Origin of the sequence: Lederbergia panacisoli (genome assembly GCF_024626525.1) — a bacterium.
Taxonomy (GTDB): Bacteria; Bacillota; Bacilli; order Bacillales; family Bacillaceae_C; genus Lederbergia; species Lederbergia panacisoli.
Genome location: NZ_JANJGU010000014.1, coordinates 1 through 24,388, shown reverse-complemented (window position 1 = coordinate 24,388; position 24,388 = coordinate 1). Strand labels below are relative to the sequence as shown.

Here is a 24,388-nt window from a genome sequence, read left to right as displayed (position 1 = left end):
TCACAATTTATACAACAAAACGCTCAGCATCAATCAATTTTTCGGCGGCTTCCCGCTTTTTGGCGATGACATTAATTGGTGTATGACGAATCAACTTTCTCAAAGCCGAGTTCATCATCCTGAACATGTCACCTTCTTCAATCGCGGCAAGGCTTTCCCTTGCAAGCTGTTCAACTTTTACGATAGAGTCTTGACAGAAAATTTGAGTATAAAGAAGTTTTTGTGTACTTGTTTCAAGTCCGACTTTATCAATCGCCTTTTCAGTCCGAAGAACGGTGGATTCCATCGCATATGCGTAAGAAACAACATCAGCCAATTTTGCTAAAATTTCTTGCTCCTTCTCCAACGCCTGACCGTATTTTTGAGCGGCAAGCCCCGCAATCATTAGTGCCACTTTTTTCGTCCCTTTAACTAAATACTTTTCTTGTTCAAGCGGAGCATCTCCAGGTTCCTCCGGCATCAGCATCATCAATTCTTCCTGCAAGGTTTGGGCTTTTTCCAGTAATGGAAGCTCACCCTTGAAAGCTTTTCGCAAAAAGGTCCCAGGTACGAGCAATCGATTTATTTCATTCGTCCCTTCAAAAATGCGATTAATGCGTGAATCACGAAATGCTCTTTCTATCTCATATTCTTGCATATAACCATAGCCGCCATGAATTTGGACCCCTTCATCCACAACATGGTCAAGAACTTCCGATGCAAAAACCTTATTTAATGAACATTCAATGGCATATTCCGCAATCGAGCTCGCTACATCGGCACCATTCTTAATTTGTTCTTCCGTCAATTGACTCATGCGATCCTCAAACAATCCTACCGTCCGATAGACAGAACTTTCCGCTGCATACAGTTCTGCACCAAGTGTTCCGAATTTTTCTTTCGTTAAATTAAACTGTGATATTGGTGTTTTAAATTGTTTCCGTTGATTTGCATATTGAATTGTGATTTCAAACGCTCGCTTTGAACCACCTACTGCCCCGACCCCAAGTTTATAACGACCAATATTTAAAATATTGAATGCAATTCGATGCCCTTTTCCGGCTTCACCAAGCAAGTTTTCAACAGGAACCTCTGCATCTTCTAAAATCAATGTTCGTGTCGATGAACTTTTGATACCCATTTTCTTTTCTTCAGCACCAGTCGAAACTCCAGGGAATTCCCGCTCCACAATAAAGGCGGAAAACTGTTCACCATCGATTTTCGCATATACGATAAATACATCGGCAAAAGCGGAGTTCGTAATCCACTGCTTTTCTCCATTTAAAAGATAATGTGTCCCAGCTTCATTTAATTTAGCGGTCGTTTTTGCTCCAAGTGCATCCGAACCCGATCCCGGCTCCGTCAACGCATAAGCCGCCAACTTTTCACCTGTAGCAAGTGCAGGTAAATATTTTTCCTTTTGGGCCTCATTTCCAAAGAGAACAATTGGAAGAGAGCCTATTCCAACGTGTGCCCCATGAGAAATCGAGAATCCTCCGGCTCTAGACATTGCCTCGGAAATAAGGGAAGAACTCACTTTATCAAGTGCCAATCCTCCGTATTCCTCGGGAACATCAGCCCCGAGCAGCCCAAGTTCTCCAGCTTGTTTAAGCAGCGAAACGGAATGTTCAAATTCTTGATTTTCCAATTTTTCGACTAAAGGTAAAACCTCGTTTACGACGAAATCTTCACTCGTTTTGTAAATCATTTTATGTTCATCTGTATAATCTTCTGGTGTGAAAATTTGGTCAGCAGAGATATCTTCGATTAAAAAAGCGCCGCCTTTTATCAGTTTTTCCGTTTTACTATCCATCATTTTCCCTCCCTGTATAATTAAATCAACTCAAATACTCCAGCCGCTCCCATTCCTCCACCGATACACATCGTCACTACTCCAAATTGGACATTTCTACGTTTCATTTCATGAGCAAGTGTGAGTGTTAATTTCGTTCCTGTACAGCCTAGTGGGTGCCCAAGTGCAATTGCTCCACCATTTACGTTGACAATCTCTTCATTTAATCCTAACTGTCTGATGACTTGGATCGATTGAGAGGCAAAGGCTTCATTTAATTCAAAAAGGCCAATATCCGAAAGTTCAAGTCCCGCCATTTTCAATGCCTTCGGAACAGCTTCGACAGGCCCTACTCCCATAATTTCAGGAGCAACCCCCGCTACCGCAAACGATCTGAATTTAACCATCGGTGTCAACCCTAGCGAACTTGCCTTTTCACGATCCATAACCATAACCGCCGCAGCTCCATCACTTGTTTGTGAAGCATTCCCTGCAGTGACCGTACCACTTACTGAAAAAGCTGGGCGAAGTGTTGATAGAACTTCCATATTTGTGTTAGGACGGACACCTTCATCCATCGCAAATTCAATGTTTTTTTCCACTAATTTGTTATCTACGACAGAGCGAGATACAACATTTACGGGGACGATTTCTTCATCAAATCTCCCTTCCGAAACAGCAGCTGCTGCTTTTTGATGACTCCTGACTGCAAAGGCATCTTGATCTTCACGTGAAATATGAAATCTTCGTGCCACTTCCTCTGCTGTGTGCCCCATTCCCATATAATATTCCGGCATACTTTCAGCAATTTTGACGTTTGGCCTAACGACATGGCCCATCATCGGCACAAGACTCATAGACTCAGCACCACCTGCAATAATCGTATCCGCATTCCCTAGCATAATTCTTTCGGCTGCATACGCAATCGACTGCAAGCCGGAAGAGCAATAACGATTGATCGTAATCGCCGGCACTGTATTAGGAAGTCCCGCAAGCACTCCAATATACCTCGCCATATTCATTCCTTGCTCCGCCTCGGGCATGGCACAGCCAATGATTAAATCATCAATATTTCCTTCATAATTGCCCGCACGTTTCAATGTTTCCTTAACGGCAATCGCCCCTAAATCATCTGGTCGCATATGGGCAAGTGTTCCTTTTTTTGCTCTGCCAACAGGTGTCCTTGCTCCAGCTACTATTACTGCTTCTCGCATGGTATCCCCCCTAGTTTCTTAGTGGTTTTCCTTTAACAAGCATATGCTGCATACGTTGTTGTGATTTCGGCTCTGCTATTAAACTTAAAAATGCTTGGCGCTCCAAATCTAGTAAATATTGTTCATCCACTTCCGTCCCATAAGGGAGATTTCCTCCCGCGATGACATAAGCAAGTTTTTTAGCAATTTTCATATCGTGATCGGATACATAACCGGATAGATGCATCGCTTCCGCTCCAAGTAGAAGAGCAGCATAGCCTGTTTCTCCAGTAACCGGGATTTTCAGCCTCGCAGGTGGGAGATATCCTTGATCATGTAAACTAATGACCGCTTGTTTTGCATCATATAGCTGATGATCCCCATTAACACTAATGCCGTCTTGATCATTCAGAAAATGATTTTCCCTTCCTTCTTCTCCAGAAGTAGATACTTTCGCCATCGCAATCGTTTCAAACACACGATTAGCCACTTTTTGTAAATCAATTTCCATTCCCTCTGGCATTTCATTAAGAAGCTTCAAATATAGCTCCTTGTTTCCTCCCCCGCCTGGAATAAGTCCTACCCCAGTTTCAACAAGTCCTATATACGTTTCCATCGACGCTTGTATATGTGTACAAGGCAGACAAACTTCCGCACCGCCACCGAGTGTCATTCCAAAAGGTGCTGCTACAACAGGTTTCTTACTATATTTAATTTTCATCATCGCCTGCTGGAATTGGCGTACGACCATGTCGATTTCAAAAATATCATCGTCTTGGGCAGCCATCAGGATCATTGCTATATTCGCACCGACGCAAAAGTTCTTTCCTTGGTTTCCGATGACAAGACCTTTATAATTCCTTTCCACTTCATCAATCGCAAAATTGATCATTTGGATAATATCAAAGCCAATGGCATTATTTGGCGATTGGAACTCTAGTAAAAGAACACCGTCTCCCAAGTCAATTAAATTAGCACCGCTATTCCTCTTAAGTACTTTCCCTTCCTTTTTTAATACTTTCAAATCAATTTCTTTCGGATTTTTGACGATTTCTTTATATTCTCCGTTTGAAAAATAAAGCTTGCGTCCGTCAATGTCCTTATAAAATGAAGTGTGGCCTGCATCCAGCATTTCCTTAACCCAAATAGGAACTTGAATCCCCTGTTCCTCCATTATCCGAACTGATTTTTCAACACCAATCGCATCCCATGTTTCAAAAGGACCTAATCTCCAGCCAAACCCCCATTTCATCGCATGATCAATCGATACAATGGAGTCAGCAATTTCACCTAAAAGCCGTGCTGAAATCGCAAGGACTGGGGCCATAATATCCCAAAGGAGTTTTCCTGCTTTATCCTCTGAGTATACAAGCGCTTTCATTTTTTGAGCTGTTCCTTTTGCTTGTTTTGCCATTTCAATCCCTGGTGTCTTTAAGCTTTTTCTAGGTTCATACTGAAATGTCGCTGGATTTAATTCCAATATGTCTTTTCCTTGCTTCAAATAAAACCCTTGGCCTGATTTACTTCCTAGCCAATCATTTTCAAGCATCTTATTCATGAATTCTGGTACTTCGAATACTTGTTTTTCGTCACCTTCAACTTGTTCGTAAACATTATTCGCAACATGAATGAATGTGTCGAGTCCGACAACATCCAATGTCCGGAAAGTGGCACTTTTCGGGCGTCCGATCAATGTCCCTGTAATCGAATCGACCTCGCCAATACTGAATCCGCCTTTTAGCAACTCCCTAACCGTGACAAGCAGGCCGTACGTCCCGATCCGGTTTGCAATGAAATTCGGAGTATCCTTCGCGATGACTACACCTTTTCCTAAAACATCTTCGCTAAATTGCTGCATGAAAGCTAATACATCATTATCTGTTCTTTTAGTCGGGATGATTTCAAGTAATTTCAAATAGCGTGGCGGGTTAAAAAAGTGCGTCCCTAAAAAGTGTTTCTGAAAATCATTGGAACGGCCTTCAGCCATCGCCTCAACAGATATTCCTGATGTATTGGAACTAACAATCGAGCCTTCCTTTCTATATTTGTCCACTTGTTCAAACACTTTCTTTTTTACATCAAGGTTCTCGACCACTACTTCAATAATCCAGTCGGCTTCTGATAATTTTTCTACATCATCTTCAAGGTTGCCTGTGCTGATATACGATAGGCGATCTTTATGAGTAAGAGGTGCAGGCTTTTGTTTCAACAGTTTTGCAAGCGCTGAGTTTGACATACGATTCCGAACTTCCTTGTCCTTCAATGACAGTCCTTTAGCCAATTCTTCCTTTGTTAATTCTTTAGGAACGATATCAAGCAATAATACGGGAATACCAACATTTGCAAGGTGAGCTGCAATTCCTGAGCCCATGACTCCTGAGCCTAAAACAGCGGCTTTTTTAATGCTGAACGACAAAAGTAACTCCCCCTCTAACTTTTTTGAATGAATACTCATTCATTTTTCCGGTAAAAAAATAACTCTCGAATGAGTATATAATTATTATTAATATATCGAAAATATTCTTTATGTGCAATCTTTTAAACTAAAAAAATTCTATTTTTTTAATAATCCTTTTAGCACAAAAGCAACATTTGCTGGCCTTTCTGCTAATCTGCGCATAAAATATCCATACCAATCTGTCCCGTACGGTACATACACCCTCATATTGTACCCTTCATTCACAAGTTCAAGCTGGCGGTCGGACCTTATTCCATACAGCATTTGAAATTCAAATAAGTCATTGTCAATCTTATGTTCTAAAACAAATTGTTTCATATATTCAATGATTGTCTCATCGTGCGTAGCTACAGCCGTAAAGTTTCCATTTAATATATGGGTGGCAATCATTTTTTTGAAGTTTTCATCCACTTCTTCTTTTACTGGAAAGGCAACTTCTGCTGATTCCTTATATGCACCTTTTACAAGTCTTAAATTTGGGGAATACTTGTCTAGGTCGTTAATATCTTGTTCCGTACGATACAAATAAGCCTGTAAAACGGTCCCGATATTTGCGTACTCCGATTTTAACACCTTATAAATGTGCAATGTCTTTTCACAGCGGGCGTAATCCTCCATGTCAATTGTCACAAAAACATTATTTTTCCCAGCAGCATCCATAATCCTTCTCATATTATAAAGAACAAGATCTTCGGAAATATCAAGTCCCATGGACGTAAGCTTCAATGATAATTGTGAATTTAGTTCTTCACCTCGAATTGCTTCGATGGCACGAATAGAGTTGTCAGCCATTACATTCGCTTCTTTTTCGCTATCCACAAATTCTCCTAAGAAATCGATCGTTACGGATAATCCTTTATTATTTAATTCCTTAATGACACGGATGGCTTCCTCTATCGTTTCCCCCGCTACGAACTTTGAGGCACCGAACCTAAGTCCATATTTTTTTGCCATTTTCGTAAGAATTCTATTTTTCGATAAAAATAAAAAAAATGTCCGCAATATTTTTTCCACGATTCATTTCCCCTTAGAATCATTGATGTATTCGTTTTCATTTTATCATCTTTTTTCGTACATAAAAAGAAAATGGTCAGGCATGATAATGATAGAAATGATAAAGGAGGATCCGGATCATGCAAAACCAGCAGATGAACAAACAAATGCAAAATCAGCAAAATATGATGCAGCAGCCACAAAATCAACAACAGATGATGCAGCAGCCGCCACATGTTATTACGACAAAAGATTTTTCCTATATTAATGATATGTTATCTTGGAATTTACTCGTCATGAAAAAAGCCCATTTCGCTGCCTCTCAGTGCCAAGATCAACAAATAAAAACCCAACTAGATGCCTGCGGGCAAATGCATCAAAGGCATTACATGAAGATTCTCGGACATTTAGAGGAAAAACAACAAAACAATTCCATTATGCAATGATCTAGGAGGCTCATCATGCAAAATCAAAATAAAATTCAAAACCCAGCGACTCAAGTTCCTAAAACACCACAGATGAACGATCGAGATTTTCTGAACGATATGCTTTCTACCGAAAAGTATATGACTCAAGCGTACACCACTGCCCTTCACGAAGCGAGTCACCAACACTTATACGATGATTTATTATCTATTTTTACAGAAACTCAACAAATGCAAAGAGATATTTTCAATCTCATGTTTCAAAAAGGCTGGTATAAGATGGAGGTTCAGGACACACAAAAAATTCAACAATCATATCAGCAGCATACTGGTTATACAAATCAATTCCCGTATAGCGGTCATATTCAATAAATGATAAAGATGCAAACAATATCCCGGTTTGCATCTTTTTTCAATTAGAATATTTTATGTGAATTAGGGCACAGATAAAGCAAAACATCCATTATATTGGGAGGATTAGATAACCTTGTTCTCAAAAAAACAAAAAGAGTTTACTACTAATACTGTAAATCCTGTAAAATCCCTTCCTGAAATTATGGAACAGTTATCTAAATCCAAAGATTTTAAACAATCAGAAGCAATCAATGAACAAACAAATACATCCTTTTTTATTGCATATATTGCTACTTTGGTGGACGACAAAATTACGCAAAAAGATTTGATGCCTTATTTACTGTATGGGAAATTTCATACACTTGAGGATTTAAAGTATTTGCTTCCCTCACGTGATTGTAATATTACATCGGATCCATTGGATATAGAGGAAAAATTACTTACTGGATGGGTCATGATCCGACTGAAAAATAATGATAAAACAGTTGCTTTAGTGCCGGCAACAGCTGAAGTTGGGCGAGAAGTCTCACCTTCAGAAGTTGAATTTACAGTAGGTGGACCAAAAGAAAGCTTTGTAGAATCGATTGAAAAAAATCTTAACTTAGTAAGAAAAAGGCTTCCTATCAAGGAGCTTGTCATCGACGAAATACTTGTAGGAACTTTAACAAAAACACGAGTAGCTATTATTTATATCGATGGTCTTACTGAAAAAGAAGATGTAAACACAATGAGGCAAAGATTAGAGGACATCAATTTTGACCAAATTCAGGATAGTTCATATATCGAAGAGATGATTGCCGACAATAAAAATTCTCCCTTTCCCCAACTATTAAATAGCGAGAGACCTATGAAAGTCATCTCTTCGCTTGTTGAGGGGAAAGTCGCAGTGATTGTAGATGGATCACCATTTGCCATAATGGGCCCTTCATCAGTCATGTCCTTTTTTAGTTCGGCAGAAGATTATTTAATGAATTGGCTAGTTGCATCCTTCATCAGGATTCTTAGAATTATTGGAGTCATAGTATCGATTTTCGCTACTCCGATGTATGTTGCTATATTAACGTATCATCCTGAAATCATCCCGAAAGATTTGATGGCTTCTATTATTAGTTCTAGAAAACATGTTCCTTTCCCACCTTTTTTGGAAGCATTGTTCCTGGAAATTACGATAGAACTCCTCCGTGAAGCCGGAGCCCGCCTTCCGACAAAGGTTGGACAAACAATCGGTATTGTTGGTGGTATCGTCCTTGGGACTGCCTCCGTAGAAGCAAGCTTGACAAGTAATGTCTTATTAATTCTCGTTTCCATCGCTGCTTTAGCATCGTTTACTACTCCAGTATATAAAATAAGCACAACAATTCGATTGATCCGCTTCCCTTTTTTGTTTTTCGCCCAATTATGGGGATTTTTAGGGATTGTCATTAACGTCTGTATTATTTTAGCGCACCTTATTCAATTGAAATCATTGGGGCGGCCTTACTTAGAGCCCATCTATCCTCCAAGACTTACGGATATGAAGGATGCTTTCATTAGGTTTCCTTTTTACAAAGGACGATTACGTCCGGGTTATTTACATAGTCAAAAACCGGTGCGCTTTCAATTAAAAAAGGAAAATAAAATGAAAGATATCGATGAATGAATAATCGGGAGGTCGCCATGATGGGCAGCACCGAAAAGGGAATGCAAATTTCACCATATCTCGTATTTTTCCTTGTCCATTCTATGCAGATAGGGATTGGTGTCCTCGGATACCAACGGCAAATATCAAAAAATGCCGGTTATGATGCGTGGATTGCCGTCTTAATTGCGTGTGTATTATCACATATCATCCTATTTATTATATATAAAATTGCAGAGTTAGGAAAAGGGGATATGAATGATACACAATCATATATATTTGGGAAATATGTGGGGGGGATATTCAATCTTATTTTCGCTATTTATTTCATCTCTATAGCTATCGCGGTTACTCGTGCATATATCGAAATTTTGCAGATCTGGCTCTTCCAAGATTTAAGCGTGTTTTGGTTTACTTTTAGCTTTTTGATTCTGGCGGTATATATTGTCAACGGTGGCATACGAACTGTAACAGGCATGGCTTTTTTTAGCGTTGTCATTCCGTTTTATTTATTTTTTGCATTTCTTTTTGCCGTCCCTTATTCGGATTATAGTGATTTTTTACCGATTCTACACCATTCCTTTAAAGATATTTTCAAAGCAACACTGCAATTATCAATTGCTTATTTAGGCTATGAAACTTTGCTTTACTATTATCCCTTTATCCAAAATCCGAAGAAATCCAAAAAATGGGCACATTTCGGATTATTATTTACGTGTATCATATACATCTTTATCACCTTCATATCATTTGGATATTACAGTGAAGGTCAGCTTCAGCATATTATTTGGGCCACATTATCGATTTGGAAAATAGTAAAGCTTTCTTTTATGTGGCGATTTGAATATATCGGAATCGCTACTTGGTTCATGGTTATTCTTCCAAATATATGCATTCCTCTTTGGTGTGCAAGCAGAATCATGAAAAAAACAATTAAAACTTCACAACGCAGTGCGCTTTTCTGGATTTCAGCTGTAATCTTGTTTATTGTCCCGCTTTTAGAAACGAGGCATCAAATTGAATCATTTCTAAATTTCATCAACCAAGCGGGATTTATCATTAATTTCATTTATATTCCGCTTTTTTTCATAATTGTACTTATCGTTAAGAAGGTGAAAAAATGAGGATAAGAGCTATTATTTTTTTTCTGCTTCTAACCATATTAACTGGATGTGTGCAGACGAAAGTCATTGATAATTTAACGCTAATAAATGCTGGTGGGATTGATTATATTGATGGAAATAAAATAAAAGTCACTGGCATATACACCATTTATAATGAACAGAAACAGGCTGAAGACAATAATATTACGATGACCATGAATAAGGATGCTGGTATTCTTGACCATTTATCTAGGGAAGCAACATCACCCGTTTTAATCGGAGATATCGATATCGTTGTCATTGACATGAAAACGGCAAAAAGAGGTATTTACCCCATAATCGATACGTTGCAAAGAAATCCGAGTGTCGGTTCAAGATTGTTTTTAGTAATTTCTGAAGGATCTGCTCATGAATTATTAATGGGAAAGTATGGCCCCGAGGGAAACGCTAAATTTATATCTACTATGATTGAAACGAATATTAAGCACCGGGATATTCCAAATACAAATCTCCATATGTATGCATCTGATTTTTTCCAGGAAGCAAAAGGCTCTTTTCTCCCTATTTTGAAAAAAGTAACAGATGAAAAACTATTAATAGACGGGCTTGCGATTTTTTCAAAAGATAAGGTAGTGTATAAAATTCCAACGGAAGATATGTTCTATTTTAAATTATTAGTTGATCAACATAATAAAGGAAGTTTAGATGTAGAGTTAGATGGCAAAGGAGTTACCATTCACAACATAAGATCACGCTCTTCCATCAAAACTGATGTAAAAAAAATGACAGTTGATATTGAATATAATATGACGGGCATCATCACAAAATATACGGGAAAAAAATTGCAAAATGATGTCATTAAGAAAATTGCTAAAAATGGGGAAGAAGACATTGAAAAAAAGATACAGAAATTACTAACGGATTTTCAAGAAAAGGGAATTGATCCAGTCGGAATCGAACGGAAGTTTATACAGCAGAATAGGAGCTTTGATAAAAAAAATTGGAAAGAAGATTATAAAAAAATAACTTTCCATATTCATTCAAATGTTACAATCTCTGAATCAGGGACTTTAGAATAGAGAAGAAGGCTGCCCTCCTCGGTCAGCCCTCTTAGTCATCAGAAAACATATATTTTTTATAATGATAGCGAATCGATAAAATCACTCCTACTGCCATCATATTTCCTAACAATGCACTTCCCCCATAGCTGACAAATGGTAGTGGGATACCGGTAATAGGCACCAAGCCAATAGTCATCCCAATATTTTCAAATACGTGAAACGCAAGCATGGCGATTACACCAGCACAAATATAAGAATAAAATGGATTTTTTGTTTCAATTCCAGTTTTCGTAATTTGATAGATCAGCATGAAAAACAAACTGATCACAATACTTCCGCCAATAAAGCCGAATTCCTCTCCTACTGTACTAAAAATAAAGTCAGAATGGGCTTCCGGCATATAAACTTCTCCGTTCTTGTATCCTTTTCCAGTTGTTTGCCCTGAACCAACAGCAAGCAGTGATTTAACCAATTGAAAGCTTTCATCTGATCGATATGAATAAGGGTCAAGCCAAGAGTAGATTCGTTTATATTGATGGTCTGCCAAAATCCCTTTTAACAGCTCGTGTTGAAATATCGCAATATAAAGAACGCCTCCAACCAAAACCGTCATGGAAGAAAAAAGTGGAAATAATAACTTCCACGTTATTCCTGAAACAAGAATAATCGCTAGTAATATACATCCAAATACGAGTGCTGTACCTAGATCAGGTTGTTTTAAGACTAAAGCAGCTGGAATCATTGTAATAACGACAAGCTTAAATAAAAGCCAAATATCGGTTTTAACATTCTTATTAATAAATTTGAGATTATGCCCTGCAGTCACTTTTGCAAGTACGACAATTGTAAAAACTTTCATAAACTCTGATGGCTGAATTGCACCTGCTTTTGGAATTACATACCAACTTTGCGCACCATTTCTAATTGGAGTCAGTTCTGTATTGGGAGCCACGATTAAACCGATTAATAATAGTAAACAAAATCCGTACGCATACCATGCTATCTTTTTCATTTGATCAGAGTCTAGCTGCATAATGACAACTATAGCTACTGTACTAATGACATACCACATGACTTGTTGCAATACAAAATTCGTCGAACCATATTGCTGCGTTTTTTGGGCACTATATATAGTAATCAAACTAACGATCGTCAATAACATTAATGATAAAATAATACCGTAATCTATTTTAGGAACTGGTTTTTTTTGAGAAGTCATCACTTCGTCTCCTCTTATTTTATAGGCTTTTATATTGTTCACTGTTGATTATTCCACCATTATGATGATTGGAGCGAAAATCAACTAAGGATATCCCTTGGTCATCTTACCATTATACTGAATGAAGTTAAATATAAAAAGAAGCAATATGTGGTTTTCACAATATTGATGGAATGCTTGAAAATTGAATTGCTTACCTTAAGCTTATAAGATAACTATAAGGAGGTGGTATATATGGAAGAAATTAAAAGTAAAGAGCAATTTGAGGAAATTATTTCCGGCAGCAGCCCAGTCATCGTAAAGTTTGAAGCTGATTGGTGTCCGGACTGTAAACGTATGGATATGTTCATCGATGATATTGTTGAGGAAAATAGCCAGTATACTTGGTATGAGATAGACCGTGACAAATTTCCTGAAATCGCAGAAAAAAATGCTGTCATGGGTATACCAAGTCTACTCATCTTCAAAAATGGTGAAAAAACAGCCCATTTACACAGTGCTAATGCAAAATCACCAGAGCAAGTAAACGAGTTTCTTGTCAGTGTGAAATAACAGACTCAAATCCTTATTTATTTGATTTTCAGTCTGAATCTAGCACTGATTCGGACTCAAAGACGAATCCGGCCCTGATTCAGACTTAAATCCCGATCTTTTCGATTTTCAGTCCGAATTCAACGTGGTTTCCAATTACGAAAGCCAGGTATCTTCTAAAGAAGTACCTGGCTAATATATTTGATTCTACTGTAAATGTTGGTGCTGCATAGTCGTTGAATCACTCATATATGGAAATTGCTGTACAGGTTGATACAAGCTTCCAATTGTTTGGATCGCTTCTCCTGTAGCTGGTGTAAGTGGATAGTAACCTTTTTGCATCATATATTCCCAAATTTCATAGCTATGCCGACTACTATTAAGAAAGGCATTTTCTAAAAAAGTTCTTAATGTAGGATTTGCGCACTCCAGAACGGCAGCTGCATAATTTTTTGCGGCGGCTTTTTGATTGAGTAAGTATGCTGTTGCAATTTCTCGATCATTGTGTGTTTGTGCATTCGTTCGTGGGGCAGCTGCTTGCGCCATAGTTGTTGGTGGTTGTAAGTAATTATTTAGCTTTGGCGATAAAACATCTGGTTGAAATTTCGAAATATCAGGAATTTGAGAACTCTGAACAAACTCCACCTTCAAATTATAATCCTCAATATGCTTTGGATAATGCTTTTGAAGCAATGACTTTAATTCGGGATCTTGGGCTTGGTTAATAAATGTTCCCATGCAAGTTACAGTATTAAAGCAACTTGCAATCAGCTCACTTAAATCATGAAGCTCATGCGATGCTAATTGCATGTTTTTCACCTCCAACTATATTCTCCTACGATAAAATATTTTTATTCAACTATTTCCTCCTATTTCGAACGTCCTGTTTATTCACTTCACTGGAAGTTTTAAAAATGTATACAAAGGGTAGTTTATTAATATGCTTCAAAATTTAGTTAACGAAAGGATTTTGATCTATGCTTTGGACCATTGTTGGAATATTAGTGGTACTTTGGTTACTTGGTTTTATAGCAAAAATTGGCGGCGCACTTATCCACATTTTGCTAATAGCCGCTCTCGTACTCTTCATCTTCAATCTTGTTGCAGGCAAAAAGACTCGATAACGAAGCCGTTCCTACTCGTAGGAACGGCTTTTGAAATTTATGGATTTATTGCATGAATATGTAATTACATACAATTTTCTATTTACGATAATATTCTTCAAAAAAGTTAATTCAAAAGGTCTTATCGTAGTATAATGCGTTAACTTTAGGAGATAAATAAAACATACGAATTCTACAAAATATGTTTTTATGTATAATTGTTTTATAAAAAAATAATAAATGACCAAACTTAATGCATTATTAATTTTAAAAAAGTTATTGTATTCGTAATTAATCTGTAATAATATACATATGAGCCATACGATTTTACTGAAAACTTTAATATATTGGAATAATAGTTTTTTATGATGAAAACGATTATTTTATTGAGCAATTTATATATATATTATACAATCTATTAATATCGTGTTTTATAGTTAAATAGTCTTAGAACAAGGAAGGTGACTTTTAATTGACTACTTTACTAGAAGTCAAAAATTTAAAGACACATTTTTTCAATAGAAAAAAGGTTATACCGGCTGTCGACGGTGTAGATATAAAAATTGATAAAGGTGAAACTGTTGCTCTTGTCGGTGAATCTGGATCAGGGAAAAGTATTACATCTCTTTCCATTATGAAATTAATCCCTAGTCCTCCTGGAAAAATTGTTGATGGAGAAATTTTATTTAATGGAACTGATTTGGCAAAATTGACTGAAAATGAAATGTGCCAAGTTCGCGGAAACGATATATCCATGATCTTCCAGGAGCCTATGACATCGTTAAACCCCGTTTTGACAATTGGTGAACAAATTACCGAAGTTCTTATATATCATAAGAAAATGTCTAAAAAAGAAGCTACGAGAAAAGCGATTGATTTATTAAAAATGGTAGGATTTTCTCGTGCCGAAGAAATCATTCATGATTATCCACACCGTTTATCTGGTGGTATGAGACAGCGTGTCATGATTGCAATTGCGATGAGCTGTGATCCGAAATTACTAATTGCGGACGAGCCTACTACCGCCCTTGACGTAACGATTCAAGCACAAATATTGGACTTGATGAAAGAGCTAAGTGAAAAAACTAATACTTCTATCTTAATCATCACCCATGATTTAGGTGTAGTTTCAGATATCGCAGATAAAGTGCTAGTTATGTATTGTGGCCAAGTGGTAGAAGAAGCAAATGTAGAAGATCTTTTTGATGAGCCTCTACACCCTTATACAGTAGGATTGATGGAATCCATTCCTTCACTTGAAGCGGATACGGACCGTCTAGTACCTATTCAAGGCAATGTGCCTTCTCCGGATAATTTCCCGAAGGGCTGCCGTTTCGCACCACGGTGTCCACATGCTTTTGATCGTTGCCTCCAAGAAGTACCAAGCTTAATGTCTATAGATGGAAAACGATTAGTACGCTGCTTTTTATACGATAAGGAGGAGGCTACAGTATGACAGCAAATGTTCCTAACAAAAAAAGCCTCTCTAATGACAAAAAGTCAGAATATTTATTAGAGGTAAATAATTTAAAAAAACACTTTCCTATAAAGGCCGGTATTCTCCAAAGAACCGTCGGCCATGTTAAAGCGGTAGATGGAATATCTCTTCATGTGAAAAAAGGAGAAACTCTTGGCATCGTTGGTGAGTCAGGCTGCGGAAAGTCAACCGCTGGTAGAACACTTATCCGCTTGTATGATCCTACTGAAGGGAATATCATTTTTAACAACCAAGATATTTCCAAAATGTCTGAGAAGGAATTACGCCGCTCTGTCCGTAAAAATATTCAAATGATTTTCCAAGACCCTTACGCCTCGATGAATCCGCGGAAAACATTGAAATCAATTTTAAGCGAACCAATGATTACTCATAAATTGTACAATCGTAAAGAGCGTGACGAAAAAATAGCAGAATTACTGGATCGTGTTGGTTTTAATCCATCTTTCATCAACCGGTATCCGCATGAATTCTCAGGTGGTCAACGTCAGAGAATTGGAATCGCTCGTGCATTGGCATTAAATCCAGATCTAATTATCGCCGATGAAGCAGTATCTGCGTTGGATGTATCAATCCAGGCGCAAATCATCAACTTGATGAAAGATTTACAAGACGATTTTGGTCTTACTTATATATTCATTTCCCACGACTTGAGTGTCGTTCGTCATATTAGTGACCGTGTCGGCGTTATGTATCTTGGGAAAATGATGGAAATGGCTCCTAAAGCTGATCTTTATGGAGAACCTCTGCATCCTTATACGCAAGCACTTCTTTCAGCTGTGCCTGTCCCTAGAAAAAAAGGTGTTCAAGCACGAGAAAGAATTGTATTAAAGGGAGAGCTACCTAGTCCGGCAAATCCACCTACTGGATGTGTATTCCATACACGTTGCCCAATGGCTATGGATATTTGCCGTAAAGTAGTCCCACAATTTCAAGAAGTAAAACCTGAACATTTTGTTGCTTGTCATTTGTTTCAAGATAAGTAATGAAATTGAACACTTGAAAGGGGGAGATGCATCTAACTTTTCTAAGTAGTAGTGATTGATTATGAAATACTAATTTTATGGGGGGAAAACAATGAAAAAACCTGCATGGCTTTTAATAAGCATGATGCTTGTACTTTCCATGTTCTTGGCTGCTTGTGGTGGCAATAACGCTGCTCCTGAAGACAATAACAAGGGAAATGACACAGGTAATAATGAAAGTCCAAAAACTGAAGAACCAGCAGAAAGCGATGAACCAGTTGATGGCGGAGATTTAATTATCGGGTCAAGTGGTAAACCTACTTTATTTAACCCATTATATTCAAACGACAGCGTAAGCTCTGACGTTGAAGGTTTAATTTATGACAGCCTAATCGGCTCAGACTTAGAATTCAATCCTACTACAGATGATGCAATGGCTGAAAGTGTTGAGGAATCTGAAGATGGACTTACTTACACAGTCAAACTTCGCGATGGAATTAAATTCCACGACGATGAGCCTTTAACTGCTGATGACGTAGTTTTCACATACAATATTCCATTGAGTGATGACTATGATGGTCCTCGTAAATCTTACTTTGAAGCTTTAGAAAAAGTTGAAAAAGTTGATGATTTAACTGTTAAATTTACTCTTAAAAAAGTTGATGTACAGTTCCCATCAGTTGGACTAAGCTTCGGAATTCTTCCTGAGCATATCCTTAAAGATGTTCCAATCGCTGACCTAGGAACAAATGAATTCAATACAAAGACTCCAATCGGTTCTGGTCCATTTAAATTTGTTGAAAACAAACCAGGCGAATATGTAAAAGTAGAAGCATTTGATGGCTTCTATCAAGGTCGTCCACATTTGGATTCTATTACAATGAAAATTGTTCCAGATGCTAACGCTATGTTAACTCAACTTCAAAACAGAGACATTGATTTCTGGGCTGGAGTTCCACAATCTGATGTAGAAACAGTTGAAAGTTTTGCAGATTCCATTGGAATCAAACTTGAACATGGTCTAGCTCTTTCTTATACTTTCTTAGGTTATAACCTACGTAATGACCTATTTAAGGATAAAGAAGTTCGTCAAGCCATTACACATGCAATTGATCGTGACCAAATCGTAAATGAAATCATGGACGGTAAAGGTGAAGTTGCCGACGTTCCTGAAAGTCCATTAAGCTGGGCTTACAATCCTGATGTTCCTAAATTTGAATATGATCCTGAAAAAGCGAAGCAAATGCTTGCTGATGCAGGTTGGACACCAGGTTCTGATGGCATTCTTGAAAAAGATGGAAAAAAATTCTCATTTGAAGTAAAAACTAACCAAGGTAATAAAGTACGTGAAGATATCACAGTTCTTCTTCAAGCACAATTGAAAGAAGTTGGTATTGAAGTTAAACCAATGATCGTTGAATTCAGCTCTTTAATTGCTGATATTGATCCTGGTGTATGGAACTTTGATGCAATCGTTCTAGGCTGGAGCCTTGCAACAGATCCAGACCCAAGTGGTATTTTCCATACGAAAGAAATTGCTGAAGGTTTAAACTTTGCTGGTTACTCTAATCCAGAATTAGATAAATTAATGGATGAGCAACTACAACAAAGAGATAAAGATTTGCGTAAAGAACAAATTGGTAAAGTCCAAGCTGGAATTGCAGAAGATCAACCATATAGCTTCCTTTACTACCCAGAAGAATACCGTGCTATGCCAGCTGAGCTTCAAGGTTATGAGTTCCATGCTAAAAACTATATTTATCACCCACACAAATGGTGGTTAAAGCCAGCTAAATAAATTGTAAGTATTTAAAATAAAGGGGAAATGGATTGTCCGCTTCCCCTTTTTCCTTATGTTTAATATAAAATTGAAAACTAATATACAGCTTGTAAGCAGTATATATAAGATAGATGATTCAATTGGAAGGAGAATAGGCAATGATTTCCTATATTATTCGTCGAACGCTGATGGCCATTCCGTTATTGCTCGGTATATCGATCTTATCATTTGCCATTATTCAATTAGCACCTGGGGACCCGACAACATTAATGATGGATCCAACGTTAAAACCTGCAGACCAAGCAAAGTTTAGGGAAAAATACGGCTTAGACGATCCTGTTCCTAAACAATATGTAGTATGGCTTGGTAAAATGGCTAAAGGCGATTTTGGCACTTCCATTATTGAACGCGGTGTTCCTGTAAGTGAAATGGTAATGGCTCGTTTACCAAATACTTTATTACTCATGGGTGTATCCACTATACTCGCAATCCTCGTCGCAGTACCTTTAGGCATATTTTCTTCTATGAGGCCATACACGATACGAGATTATACCGTAACCGTCGGTTCGTTTCTTGGTGTTGCTACCCCAAGCTTTTGGCTCGGCTTAATGTTGATCCTCTTTTTCGGGGTTCAGCTTAAATGGTTTCCAACTGGTGGAGTTGCGACTCTAAATGCCCCATTCAGTATATGGGATAGAATTCACCATTTGATTATGCCGGCATTTGTATTGGCTGCTGCCGATATGGCTGCATTAACACGTTATACCCGTTCAAGTATGCTTGATGTCCTTCAACAGGATTATATTCGAACAGCAAAGTCAAAAGGGTTTAAAGAAAGTAAAGTAGTTTTAAAACACGGTCTAAGAAATGGGCTAATTCCGATTATTACTATTTTTGGTCTTATGATTCCATCTTTCATTAGTGGTGCCGCCATTACAGAAACCGTATTTAGCTGGCCGGGTCTTGGTCGTTTATTTATCGAATCAGCATTTACCCGTGATTATCCAGTCATAATGGCTCTTACAGTTATTTCAGCAGTATTTGTTGTAATCGGAAATTTAATAGCGGATATTCTATACGCAATATTTGATCCGCGAATTGAGTATTAGGGAGGGATTTAATATGTCAACAAATTCTACTATAGATGAAATCGAATTAAATCCCGTACCACAAAAGCCTGACACATTAACAAGAATATTCTTCCGTAAATTTTTTAAAAATAAATTGGCAGTCATTGGTGCGGTTATTTTATTCATAATTATTCTTATGGCCATTTTTGCTCCCTTAATCGCTCCTCATAATCATGAATTAGTTAAAATGGGAGATAAGCTAAAACCCCCAAGTAAAGAATATTGGCTTGGAACAGACCGTTTTGGACGCGATATTTTCTCTCGTCTCCTTTTCGGAGGTCGAATCTCCTTATTGGTTGCCTTTGGTTCTGTTGCTGGTGCCCTTATTATTGGAACAACCATTGGCGCCCTTGCCGGCTATTATGGCGGTATATTGGATGCCATTCTTATGAGATTTGTAGATATCGTTATCTCGATTCCAAGTTTATTTTTGCTAATTACGATCGTCACGATTTTTCAACCAGGTTGGGATAAGTTGATTTACATCTTTGCTCTAACATCTTGGACAAGCACAGCCCGATTAGTTCGCGGGGAATTCTTATCATTAAGGACACGTGAATTTGTCCTCGCATCTAGAACAATCGGAACAAGAGCAACAAAAATTATCTTTAGCCATATCTTACCGAATGCAATGGGACCAATTATTGTAGCAGCTACTTTATTGGTTGGTGGAGTTATTCTTTCGGAAGCGGCATTGAGCTATCTGGGATTAGGGATTCAACCTCCTACTCCAAGTTGGGGAAACATGCTTCAAGATGCACAGAGTATTACTGTATTAATAAAAGCACCTTGGTACCCTACTTTCCCGGGAGTACTCATTTTGATTACAGTTCTATGCTTTAACTTCGTTGGTGACGGATTACGAGATGCGCTAGATCCGAAAGGTGACTGATTATGAAAAGCCAGGAATTTTTCCTGGCTTTTTGTTTTTATAAAATTTCTAACCAGCACTCTCTTCAGAAAACTGGCTTCTATATAAATCAGCGTAAAATCCGTTTTTACTTATCAACTCTTCATGTGAGCCTTTTTCGATGATATCCCCTTCGTTCATGACTAAAATAATATCTGCATCTCGAATTGTTGAAAGTCTATGTGCAATGACAAAACTCGTACGTCCTACCATAAGCTTATTCATGGCAAGTTGTATATTCATTTCAGTCCTCGTATCAACACTACTTGTTGCTTCATCCAAAATTAGAATTTTGGGATTGGCTAGGATTGCTCTAGCTATCGTGATTAATTGTCGCTGTCCTTGCGATATATTGGAGGCATCCTCTGTTAAAACGGTATCATACCCTTCTGGTAATGTTCGTATGAAATCATCAGCATAGGCACTTTTTGCAGCATGGATGATTTCTTTTTCAGTTGCACCATAGCTGCCGTAAGCAATATTATCCCGAATCGATCCATTGAAAAGCCACGTATCCTGTAGAACCATAGCAAACATCGACCTAACCTGTTCTCGTGACAACTCACGTAGACTGATTTTATCGATCATAATATTCCCTTTATCAATCTCGTAAAACTTCATCAATAAATTTATTATCGTTGTTTTCCCAGCACCTGTCGGACCAACAATCGCGATCGTTTGCCCAGATTGCACTTCTAAGGACAAATCCTTAATGACTGGCTTTTCTGGCTCATATCCAAATCGAACATGATCGAAAGAAATCCTTCCTTCAAGCGAGTCTAAATTAACCGTTGTGTGCTCTTCCACTCTTTCCTCTTCTTCATCCAATAATGCGAAAACCCTTTCCGCTGATGCAAGGGCAGTTTGAATCATATTAGCAATCCCGGCTGCTTGAGCCATAGGTTGAGACAACTGCTGTGTATATTGAATGAATGCTTGGACATCCCCTAAAAAAATGGCTCTTTTTAAAACAAGAATTCCACCAGCGATGCTGACAAAAACATAGCCAAGATTTCCAACAAACGTCATGAGCGGCATCATGATACCACTAATGAACTGTGCTTTCCATCCTGATTCATAAAATCGATCGTTCATTTCATCGAACTTTTCTATCGATGCTTTCTCTTGCCCAAATGCTTTTACAACTTGATGACCGGAAAACATTTCCTCGATATGACCATTCACATTTCCAAGCTCTGTTTGTTGGTTTACGAAATGTTTTTGGGAAAATGAAGCAATAAAACGAATAACGACTGCACTTAACGGAAGTGTGACAAGTGCTACCAATGTTAATAATGGACTAATCACTAGCATCATAATAATGGTTCCTATTATTGCTATAGCGGATGTAATCAATTGTGATAATGCTTGTTGAATCGAGTTATTAATATTATCGATATCATTAATGACTCGACTTAGCACATCCCCATGCGGATGCTGATCATAATAACGTAAAGGAAGCTTCGTTAATTTTTCATTCACGGCTTGTCTAAGTTCTGCGGTCGTCTTTTGTGAGACCCCAGCCATAATATATTGCTGTAAATAGGCAAAAAGAGCAGACAAAATGTATAGGCCAATTAATATGAAAATTAACTTACTTAAAAATGTAAAGTCGATTCCAGTTCCTTTTGTTATGCTCCCAAAAATAGACGTCGTAGCATCTCCGAGTAACTTTGGACTAATGACATTAAATAACGTAGAAAAAATAGCTGCGATGGACACAAATATTAATTGATATTTACGAGGCTTTAAATATCCAGCCAGCCGCCTGAGAGTTTTTTTGAACTCCTTAGGCTTTTCTCCATGCATCATATGCGGAGGGCCGCCCCCAGGATGTCTTCTAGAGGAGCCTGTACTTTTTTGATTATGTTTACTCATGCGCCCTCCTCCTCTGTACGTTGTGAGGATACAATTTCCTGGTAGATTTTATTTTCCGCCAGCAATTCACGGTGTGTACCAATTCCTGCTACCTTACCTTCATTCAATACGATGATCTGATCAGCATTGATAACGGTACTGACACGCTGTGCTACTAATATAATCGTCGCATTATGTGTTACTTTATTTAATGCAGCTCTTAATTTCGCATCCGTCTTATAATCCAAAGCTGAAAAACTATCATCAAATAAATAGATTTCCGGCTTTCTAATCAGCGCTCGGGCAATAGAAAGACGCTGTTTCTGTCCCCCTGAAAGATTTGCTCCAGCCTGCTCTATTTTAGCATGGATGCCATCTTCTTTTTCCATAACAAAATCAATGGCTTGAGCAGTTTCAAGGGCATCTCTCATCTCAACTTCACTCGCATCTTCTTTTCCATATTGAAGATTTTCCTTTATACTTCCACTAAATAAAGAAGCTTTCTGGGGAACGTAACCAATTTTGTTTCGAAGCGCTTGCTGCGTCATTTCTTTTACATCAATCCCATCAATCAGTACAGCACCGTTCTCGACATCGTAAAAACGAGCAATCAATTTAATGAGAGTTGATTTTCCCGATCCAGTGCTCCCAATAATCGCCGTTGTTTCCCCTGGCTGTGCCTTAAATGATATATTTTCAAGCACTGGTTTTTCAGCACCTTCATAACGAAAAGTTACATTTTGGAATTCAACATACCCTTTTTTAGTTGGTATTTCCTTCGGGTTCTCTGGATCTACTATTTCCGCCTCCATCTTCAACACTTCATTGATTCTTTTCACAGAAGCTTGAGCACGAGGAATCATAATGAAGCCCATCGATAGCATAATCAAGGATATTAATATTAACAAAGCGTATTGTAAAAATGCCATTAAATTACCGACTTGAAGCAAGCCATTATCGATGCGAATCGCTCCAAACCAAACAATGGCAACGCTCGTAAAATTCATAACAATCATCATGACTGGAAAGATAAGGGCCATCAATTTATTCACTTTAATTCCAGTGTCACGGAAGTCTTCATTTGCCGTATTAAACCGCTTTTTTTCAAAGCTTACTTTATTGAAAGCGCGTATAACACGAATTCCGGTTAAATTTTCACGAACGATTAGATTGAGTCGATCGGTCTTCTTTTGCATTGAAACAAATAGCGGGATTGCTCTCCTTGAAATCACAAAAATGAGCAAGGCTAGAATGGGCAAGGCAGCTAAAAAAACAAGCGATAAACCTGCATCTCTCGAAACCGCTAGAATAATCCCTCCAACCAACATTAACGGTGCGCGCGTCATCATTCGTAAAATCATATTGAGAACATCTTGCACTTGCTTAATATCATTTGTCGTCCTCGTAATTAACGAAGCCGTTCCAATCTTTTCAAATGCTTGTAGTGAAAAGTTTTCTACATGTACAAATAAATTTCTTCTCACATCTCTTCCAAATCCAAGCGCCACTCTTGAAGCATAGTAAGACACTCCTACTGTAAGAAACACAGCGGCCAAGGCACAAAGAATCATATAAACACCTGTTTTTACTATGTATGGAATGTCACCGTTTACAATTCCAATATCAACTACATTCGCCATTAACGTTGGTAATAATAGTTCCAGTAAAATTCCTGCCAGTGTTAAGATGACAACCATGCTTATTTGCCACGTATACGGCTTTAAAGCTTTTAGCATGTTAACGAATCACTTCCTTATTAAAAAACTGATAATTCTATCGTATTGATAATCATTCATTGAGTCAATATAAATATTTAATAGATGATCGCTCCTACGGGATTCGGGCTGAATCGAGACGGATTTGGGATTGGAACACGAGAGTTGGTGATTCGAACTCAATCGCAACGCTAATTCGGGATTGGACCGCGGACCGGGGTGATTCGAATTCAATCGCAACACTAATTCGGGATTGGACCGCGGTCCGTGGTGATTCGAACTCAATCGCAACGCTAATTCGGGATTGGGACACGGACCGGGGCGATTCGAACTCAATCGCAACGCTAATTCGGGATTGGACCGCGGTCCGGGGCGATTCGAACTCAATCGCAACGCTAATTCGGGATTGGACCGCGGTCCGGGGCGATTCGAACTCAATCGCAACGCTAATTCGGGATTGGGACACGGACCGGGGGAATTCGGACTCAATCGCAACGATAATTCGAGGATTGGACCGCGGTCCGGGGCGATTCGAACTCAATCTCAACACTAATTCGGGATTGGAACACGGTCCGGGGCGATTCGAACTCAATCGCAACGCTAATTCAGGATTGAACCATGGTCCGGTGTGATTCGAGCCTAATCGCAACGATAATTCAGGATTGGACCGTGTTCCGGTGTGATTCGAGCCTAATCGCAACGCTAAT

General features: G+C 38.3%; 20 protein-coding genes. 12 read left to right on the top strand and 8 right to left on the bottom strand.

Annotated features, from left to right (window positions below):
• Positions 1 to 7: 7 nt before the first annotated feature.
• From NQ185_RS15845 to NQ185_RS15830, 4 genes are all read right to left on the bottom strand, one after another.
• The gene (locus NQ185_RS15845; protein ID WP_257582968.1) at positions 8 to 1,792 is read right to left on the bottom strand and encodes an acyl-CoA dehydrogenase FadE; all 1,785 of its coding nucleotides are present in this window, start codon (positions 1,790 to 1,792) and stop codon (positions 8 to 10) included.
• A 20-nt stretch (positions 1,793 to 1,812) separates the two neighbouring features.
• The gene (locus NQ185_RS15840; protein WP_257582967.1) at positions 1,813 to 2,985 is read right to left on the bottom strand and encodes an acetyl-CoA C-acetyltransferase; all 1,173 of its coding nucleotides are present in this window, start codon (positions 2,983 to 2,985) and stop codon (positions 1,813 to 1,815) included.
• Between the two features lie 10 nt (positions 2,986 to 2,995).
• Positions 2,996 to 5,419, bottom strand: a complete 2,424-nt coding sequence (locus NQ185_RS15835; protein ID WP_373370823.1) for a 3-hydroxyacyl-CoA dehydrogenase/enoyl-CoA hydratase family protein — start codon at positions 5,417 to 5,419, stop codon at positions 2,996 to 2,998.
• Between the two features lie 99 nt (positions 5,420 to 5,518).
• A complete protein-coding gene (locus tag NQ185_RS15830) occupies positions 5,519 to 6,376 on the bottom strand; it encodes a proline dehydrogenase family protein (protein WP_257583060.1) in 858 nt (285 codons plus the stop codon).
• A 179-nt stretch (positions 6,377 to 6,555) separates the two neighbouring features.
• Between NQ185_RS15830 and NQ185_RS15825 the strand changes: the two genes are divergently transcribed.
• From NQ185_RS15825 to NQ185_RS15805, 5 genes are all read left to right on the top strand, one after another.
• The gene (locus NQ185_RS15825) at positions 6,556 to 6,861 is read left to right on the top strand and encodes a hypothetical protein (protein WP_373370822.1); all 306 of its coding nucleotides are present in this window, start codon (positions 6,556 to 6,558) and stop codon (positions 6,859 to 6,861) included.
• A gap of 15 nt (positions 6,862 to 6,876) precedes the next feature.
• Positions 6,877 to 7,212 carry a spore coat protein gene (locus NQ185_RS15820; RefSeq protein WP_257582965.1) on the top strand — a complete coding sequence of 112 codons (336 nt, stop codon included), beginning with the start codon at positions 6,877 to 6,879 and terminating at the stop codon, positions 7,210 to 7,212.
• A 184-nt stretch (positions 7,213 to 7,396) separates the two neighbouring features.
• Positions 7,397 to 8,833, top strand: coding sequence for a spore germination protein (locus tag NQ185_RS15815; RefSeq protein ID WP_257583058.1), 1,437 nt, complete (start codon positions 7,397 to 7,399; stop codon positions 8,831 to 8,833).
• Between the two features lie 20 nt (positions 8,834 to 8,853).
• Positions 8,854 to 9,936 (top strand): GerAB/ArcD/ProY family transporter, encoded by a 1,083-nt coding sequence (locus tag NQ185_RS15810; RefSeq protein ID WP_257582964.1) that lies wholly within the window; start codon positions 8,854 to 8,856, stop codon positions 9,934 to 9,936.
• Complete coding sequence (locus NQ185_RS15805; RefSeq protein WP_257582963.1) at positions 9,933 to 10,994, top strand: Ger(x)C family spore germination protein; 1,062 nt, start codon at positions 9,933 to 9,935, stop codon at positions 10,992 to 10,994. Before NQ185_RS15810 ends, NQ185_RS15805 begins: the two co-directional genes overlap by 4 nt.
• Positions 10,995 to 11,025: 31 nt before the next feature.
• On the opposite strand, the gene NQ185_RS15800 is transcribed toward NQ185_RS15805, so the two are convergent.
• The gene (locus NQ185_RS15800) at positions 11,026 to 12,195 is read right to left on the bottom strand and encodes an FtsW/RodA/SpoVE family cell cycle protein (protein ID WP_257582962.1); all 1,170 of its coding nucleotides are present in this window, start codon (positions 12,193 to 12,195) and stop codon (positions 11,026 to 11,028) included.
• A gap of 234 nt (positions 12,196 to 12,429) precedes the next feature.
• Here NQ185_RS15800 and NQ185_RS15795 point away from each other — a divergent pair, with 234 nt between their 5' ends.
• Entirely contained in the window at positions 12,430 to 12,747 is a 318-nt protein-coding gene (locus NQ185_RS15795) for a thioredoxin family protein (RefSeq protein WP_257582961.1), read from the top strand.
• A gap of 186 nt (positions 12,748 to 12,933) precedes the next feature.
• On the opposite strand, the gene NQ185_RS15790 is transcribed toward NQ185_RS15795, so the two are convergent.
• Positions 12,934 to 13,536: a spore coat protein gene (locus NQ185_RS15790; protein WP_257582960.1), complete on the bottom strand. Its 603-nt coding sequence runs from the start codon at positions 13,534 to 13,536 to the stop codon at positions 12,934 to 12,936.
• A 167-nt stretch (positions 13,537 to 13,703) separates the two neighbouring features.
• Between NQ185_RS15790 and NQ185_RS15785 the strand changes: the two genes are divergently transcribed.
• From NQ185_RS15785 to opp4C, 6 genes are all read left to right on the top strand, one after another.
• On the top strand, positions 13,704 to 13,850 hold the full coding sequence (locus tag NQ185_RS15785) for a lmo0937 family membrane protein (protein ID WP_257582959.1): 147 nt from the start codon (positions 13,704 to 13,706) through the stop codon (positions 13,848 to 13,850).
• A gap of 451 nt (positions 13,851 to 14,301) precedes the next feature.
• The gene (locus NQ185_RS15780; RefSeq protein WP_257582957.1) at positions 14,302 to 15,285 is read left to right on the top strand and encodes an ABC transporter ATP-binding protein; all 984 of its coding nucleotides are present in this window, start codon (positions 14,302 to 14,304) and stop codon (positions 15,283 to 15,285) included.
• Complete coding sequence (locus NQ185_RS15775; RefSeq protein WP_257582955.1) at positions 15,282 to 16,310, top strand: ABC transporter ATP-binding protein; 1,029 nt, start codon at positions 15,282 to 15,284, stop codon at positions 16,308 to 16,310. Before NQ185_RS15780 ends, NQ185_RS15775 begins: the two co-directional genes overlap by 4 nt.
• Positions 16,311 to 16,401: 91 nt before the next feature.
• Entirely contained in the window at positions 16,402 to 18,087 is a 1,686-nt protein-coding gene (locus NQ185_RS15770) for a peptide-binding protein (RefSeq protein WP_257582954.1), read from the top strand.
• Positions 18,088 to 18,227: 140 nt separating this feature from the next.
• Positions 18,228 to 19,178, top strand: a complete 951-nt coding sequence (locus NQ185_RS15765; protein WP_257582952.1) for an ABC transporter permease — start codon at positions 18,228 to 18,230, stop codon at positions 19,176 to 19,178.
• Positions 19,179 to 19,191: 13 nt separating this feature from the next.
• Positions 19,192 to 20,091, top strand: a complete 900-nt coding sequence (gene opp4C, locus NQ185_RS15760) for an oligopeptide ABC transporter permease (RefSeq protein ID WP_257582951.1) — start codon at positions 19,192 to 19,194, stop codon at positions 20,089 to 20,091.
• A gap of 48 nt (positions 20,092 to 20,139) precedes the next feature.
• Here the strand turns inward: opp4C and NQ185_RS15755 are convergent, their stop codons facing one another.
• On the bottom strand, positions 20,140 to 21,987 hold the full coding sequence (locus NQ185_RS15755) for an ABC transporter ATP-binding protein (protein WP_373370821.1): 1,848 nt from the start codon (positions 21,985 to 21,987) through the stop codon (positions 20,140 to 20,142).
• The gene (locus tag NQ185_RS15750; protein ID WP_257582950.1) at positions 21,984 to 23,702 is read right to left on the bottom strand and encodes an ABC transporter ATP-binding protein; all 1,719 of its coding nucleotides are present in this window, start codon (positions 23,700 to 23,702) and stop codon (positions 21,984 to 21,986) included. The genes NQ185_RS15755 and NQ185_RS15750 overlap by 4 nt, the downstream gene beginning before the upstream one ends.
• Between the last annotated feature and the right edge of the window lie 686 nt (positions 23,703 to 24,388).

Excerpts from the sequence above, each read along its gene's own strand:
- NQ185_RS15845 (WP_257582968.1), bottom strand. The coding sequence starts at position 1,792 with ATGGATAGTAAAACGGAAAAACTGATAAAAGGCGGCGCTTTTTTAATC.
- NQ185_RS15840 (WP_257582967.1), bottom strand. The coding sequence starts at position 2,985 with ATGCGAGAAGCAGTAATAGTAGCTGGAGCAAGGACACCTGTTGGCAGA.
- NQ185_RS15835 (WP_373370823.1), bottom strand. The coding sequence starts at position 5,419 with ATGAGTATTCATTCAAAAAAGTTAGAGGGGGAGTTACTTTTGTCGTTC.
- NQ185_RS15830 (WP_257583060.1), bottom strand. The coding sequence starts at position 6,376 with ATGGCAAAAAAATATGGACTTAGGTTCGGTGCCTCAAAGTTCGTAGCG.
- NQ185_RS15825 (WP_373370822.1), top strand. The coding sequence starts at position 6,556 with ATGCAAAACCAGCAGATGAACAAACAAATGCAAAATCAGCAAAATATG.
- NQ185_RS15820 (WP_257582965.1), top strand. The coding sequence starts at position 6,877 with ATGCAAAATCAAAATAAAATTCAAAACCCAGCGACTCAAGTTCCTAAA.
- NQ185_RS15815 (WP_257583058.1), top strand. The coding sequence starts at position 7,397 with ATGGAACAGTTATCTAAATCCAAAGATTTTAAACAATCAGAAGCAATC.
- NQ185_RS15810 (WP_257582964.1), top strand. The coding sequence starts at position 8,854 with ATGGGCAGCACCGAAAAGGGAATGCAAATTTCACCATATCTCGTATTT.
- NQ185_RS15805 (WP_257582963.1), top strand. The coding sequence starts at position 9,933 with ATGAGGATAAGAGCTATTATTTTTTTTCTGCTTCTAACCATATTAACT.
- NQ185_RS15800 (WP_257582962.1), bottom strand. The coding sequence starts at position 12,195 with ATGACTTCTCAAAAAAAACCAGTTCCTAAAATAGATTACGGTATTATT.
- NQ185_RS15795 (WP_257582961.1), top strand. The coding sequence starts at position 12,430 with ATGGAAGAAATTAAAAGTAAAGAGCAATTTGAGGAAATTATTTCCGGC.
- NQ185_RS15790 (WP_257582960.1), bottom strand. The coding sequence starts at position 13,536 with ATGCAATTAGCATCGCATGAGCTTCATGATTTAAGTGAGCTGATTGCA.
- NQ185_RS15785 (WP_257582959.1), top strand. The coding sequence starts at position 13,704 with ATGCTTTGGACCATTGTTGGAATATTAGTGGTACTTTGGTTACTTGGT.
- NQ185_RS15775 (WP_257582955.1), top strand. The coding sequence starts at position 15,282 with ATGACAGCAAATGTTCCTAACAAAAAAAGCCTCTCTAATGACAAAAAG.
- NQ185_RS15770 (WP_257582954.1), top strand. The coding sequence starts at position 16,402 with ATGAAAAAACCTGCATGGCTTTTAATAAGCATGATGCTTGTACTTTCC.
- NQ185_RS15765 (WP_257582952.1), top strand. The coding sequence starts at position 18,228 with ATGATTTCCTATATTATTCGTCGAACGCTGATGGCCATTCCGTTATTG.
- opp4C (WP_257582951.1), top strand. The coding sequence starts at position 19,192 with ATGTCAACAAATTCTACTATAGATGAAATCGAATTAAATCCCGTACCA.
- NQ185_RS15755 (WP_373370821.1), bottom strand. The coding sequence starts at position 21,987 with ATGAGTAAACATAATCAAAAAAGTACAGGCTCCTCTAGAAGACATCCT.
- NQ185_RS15750 (WP_257582950.1), bottom strand. The coding sequence starts at position 23,702 with ATGCTAAAAGCTTTAAAGCCGTATACGTGGCAAATAAGCATGGTTGTC.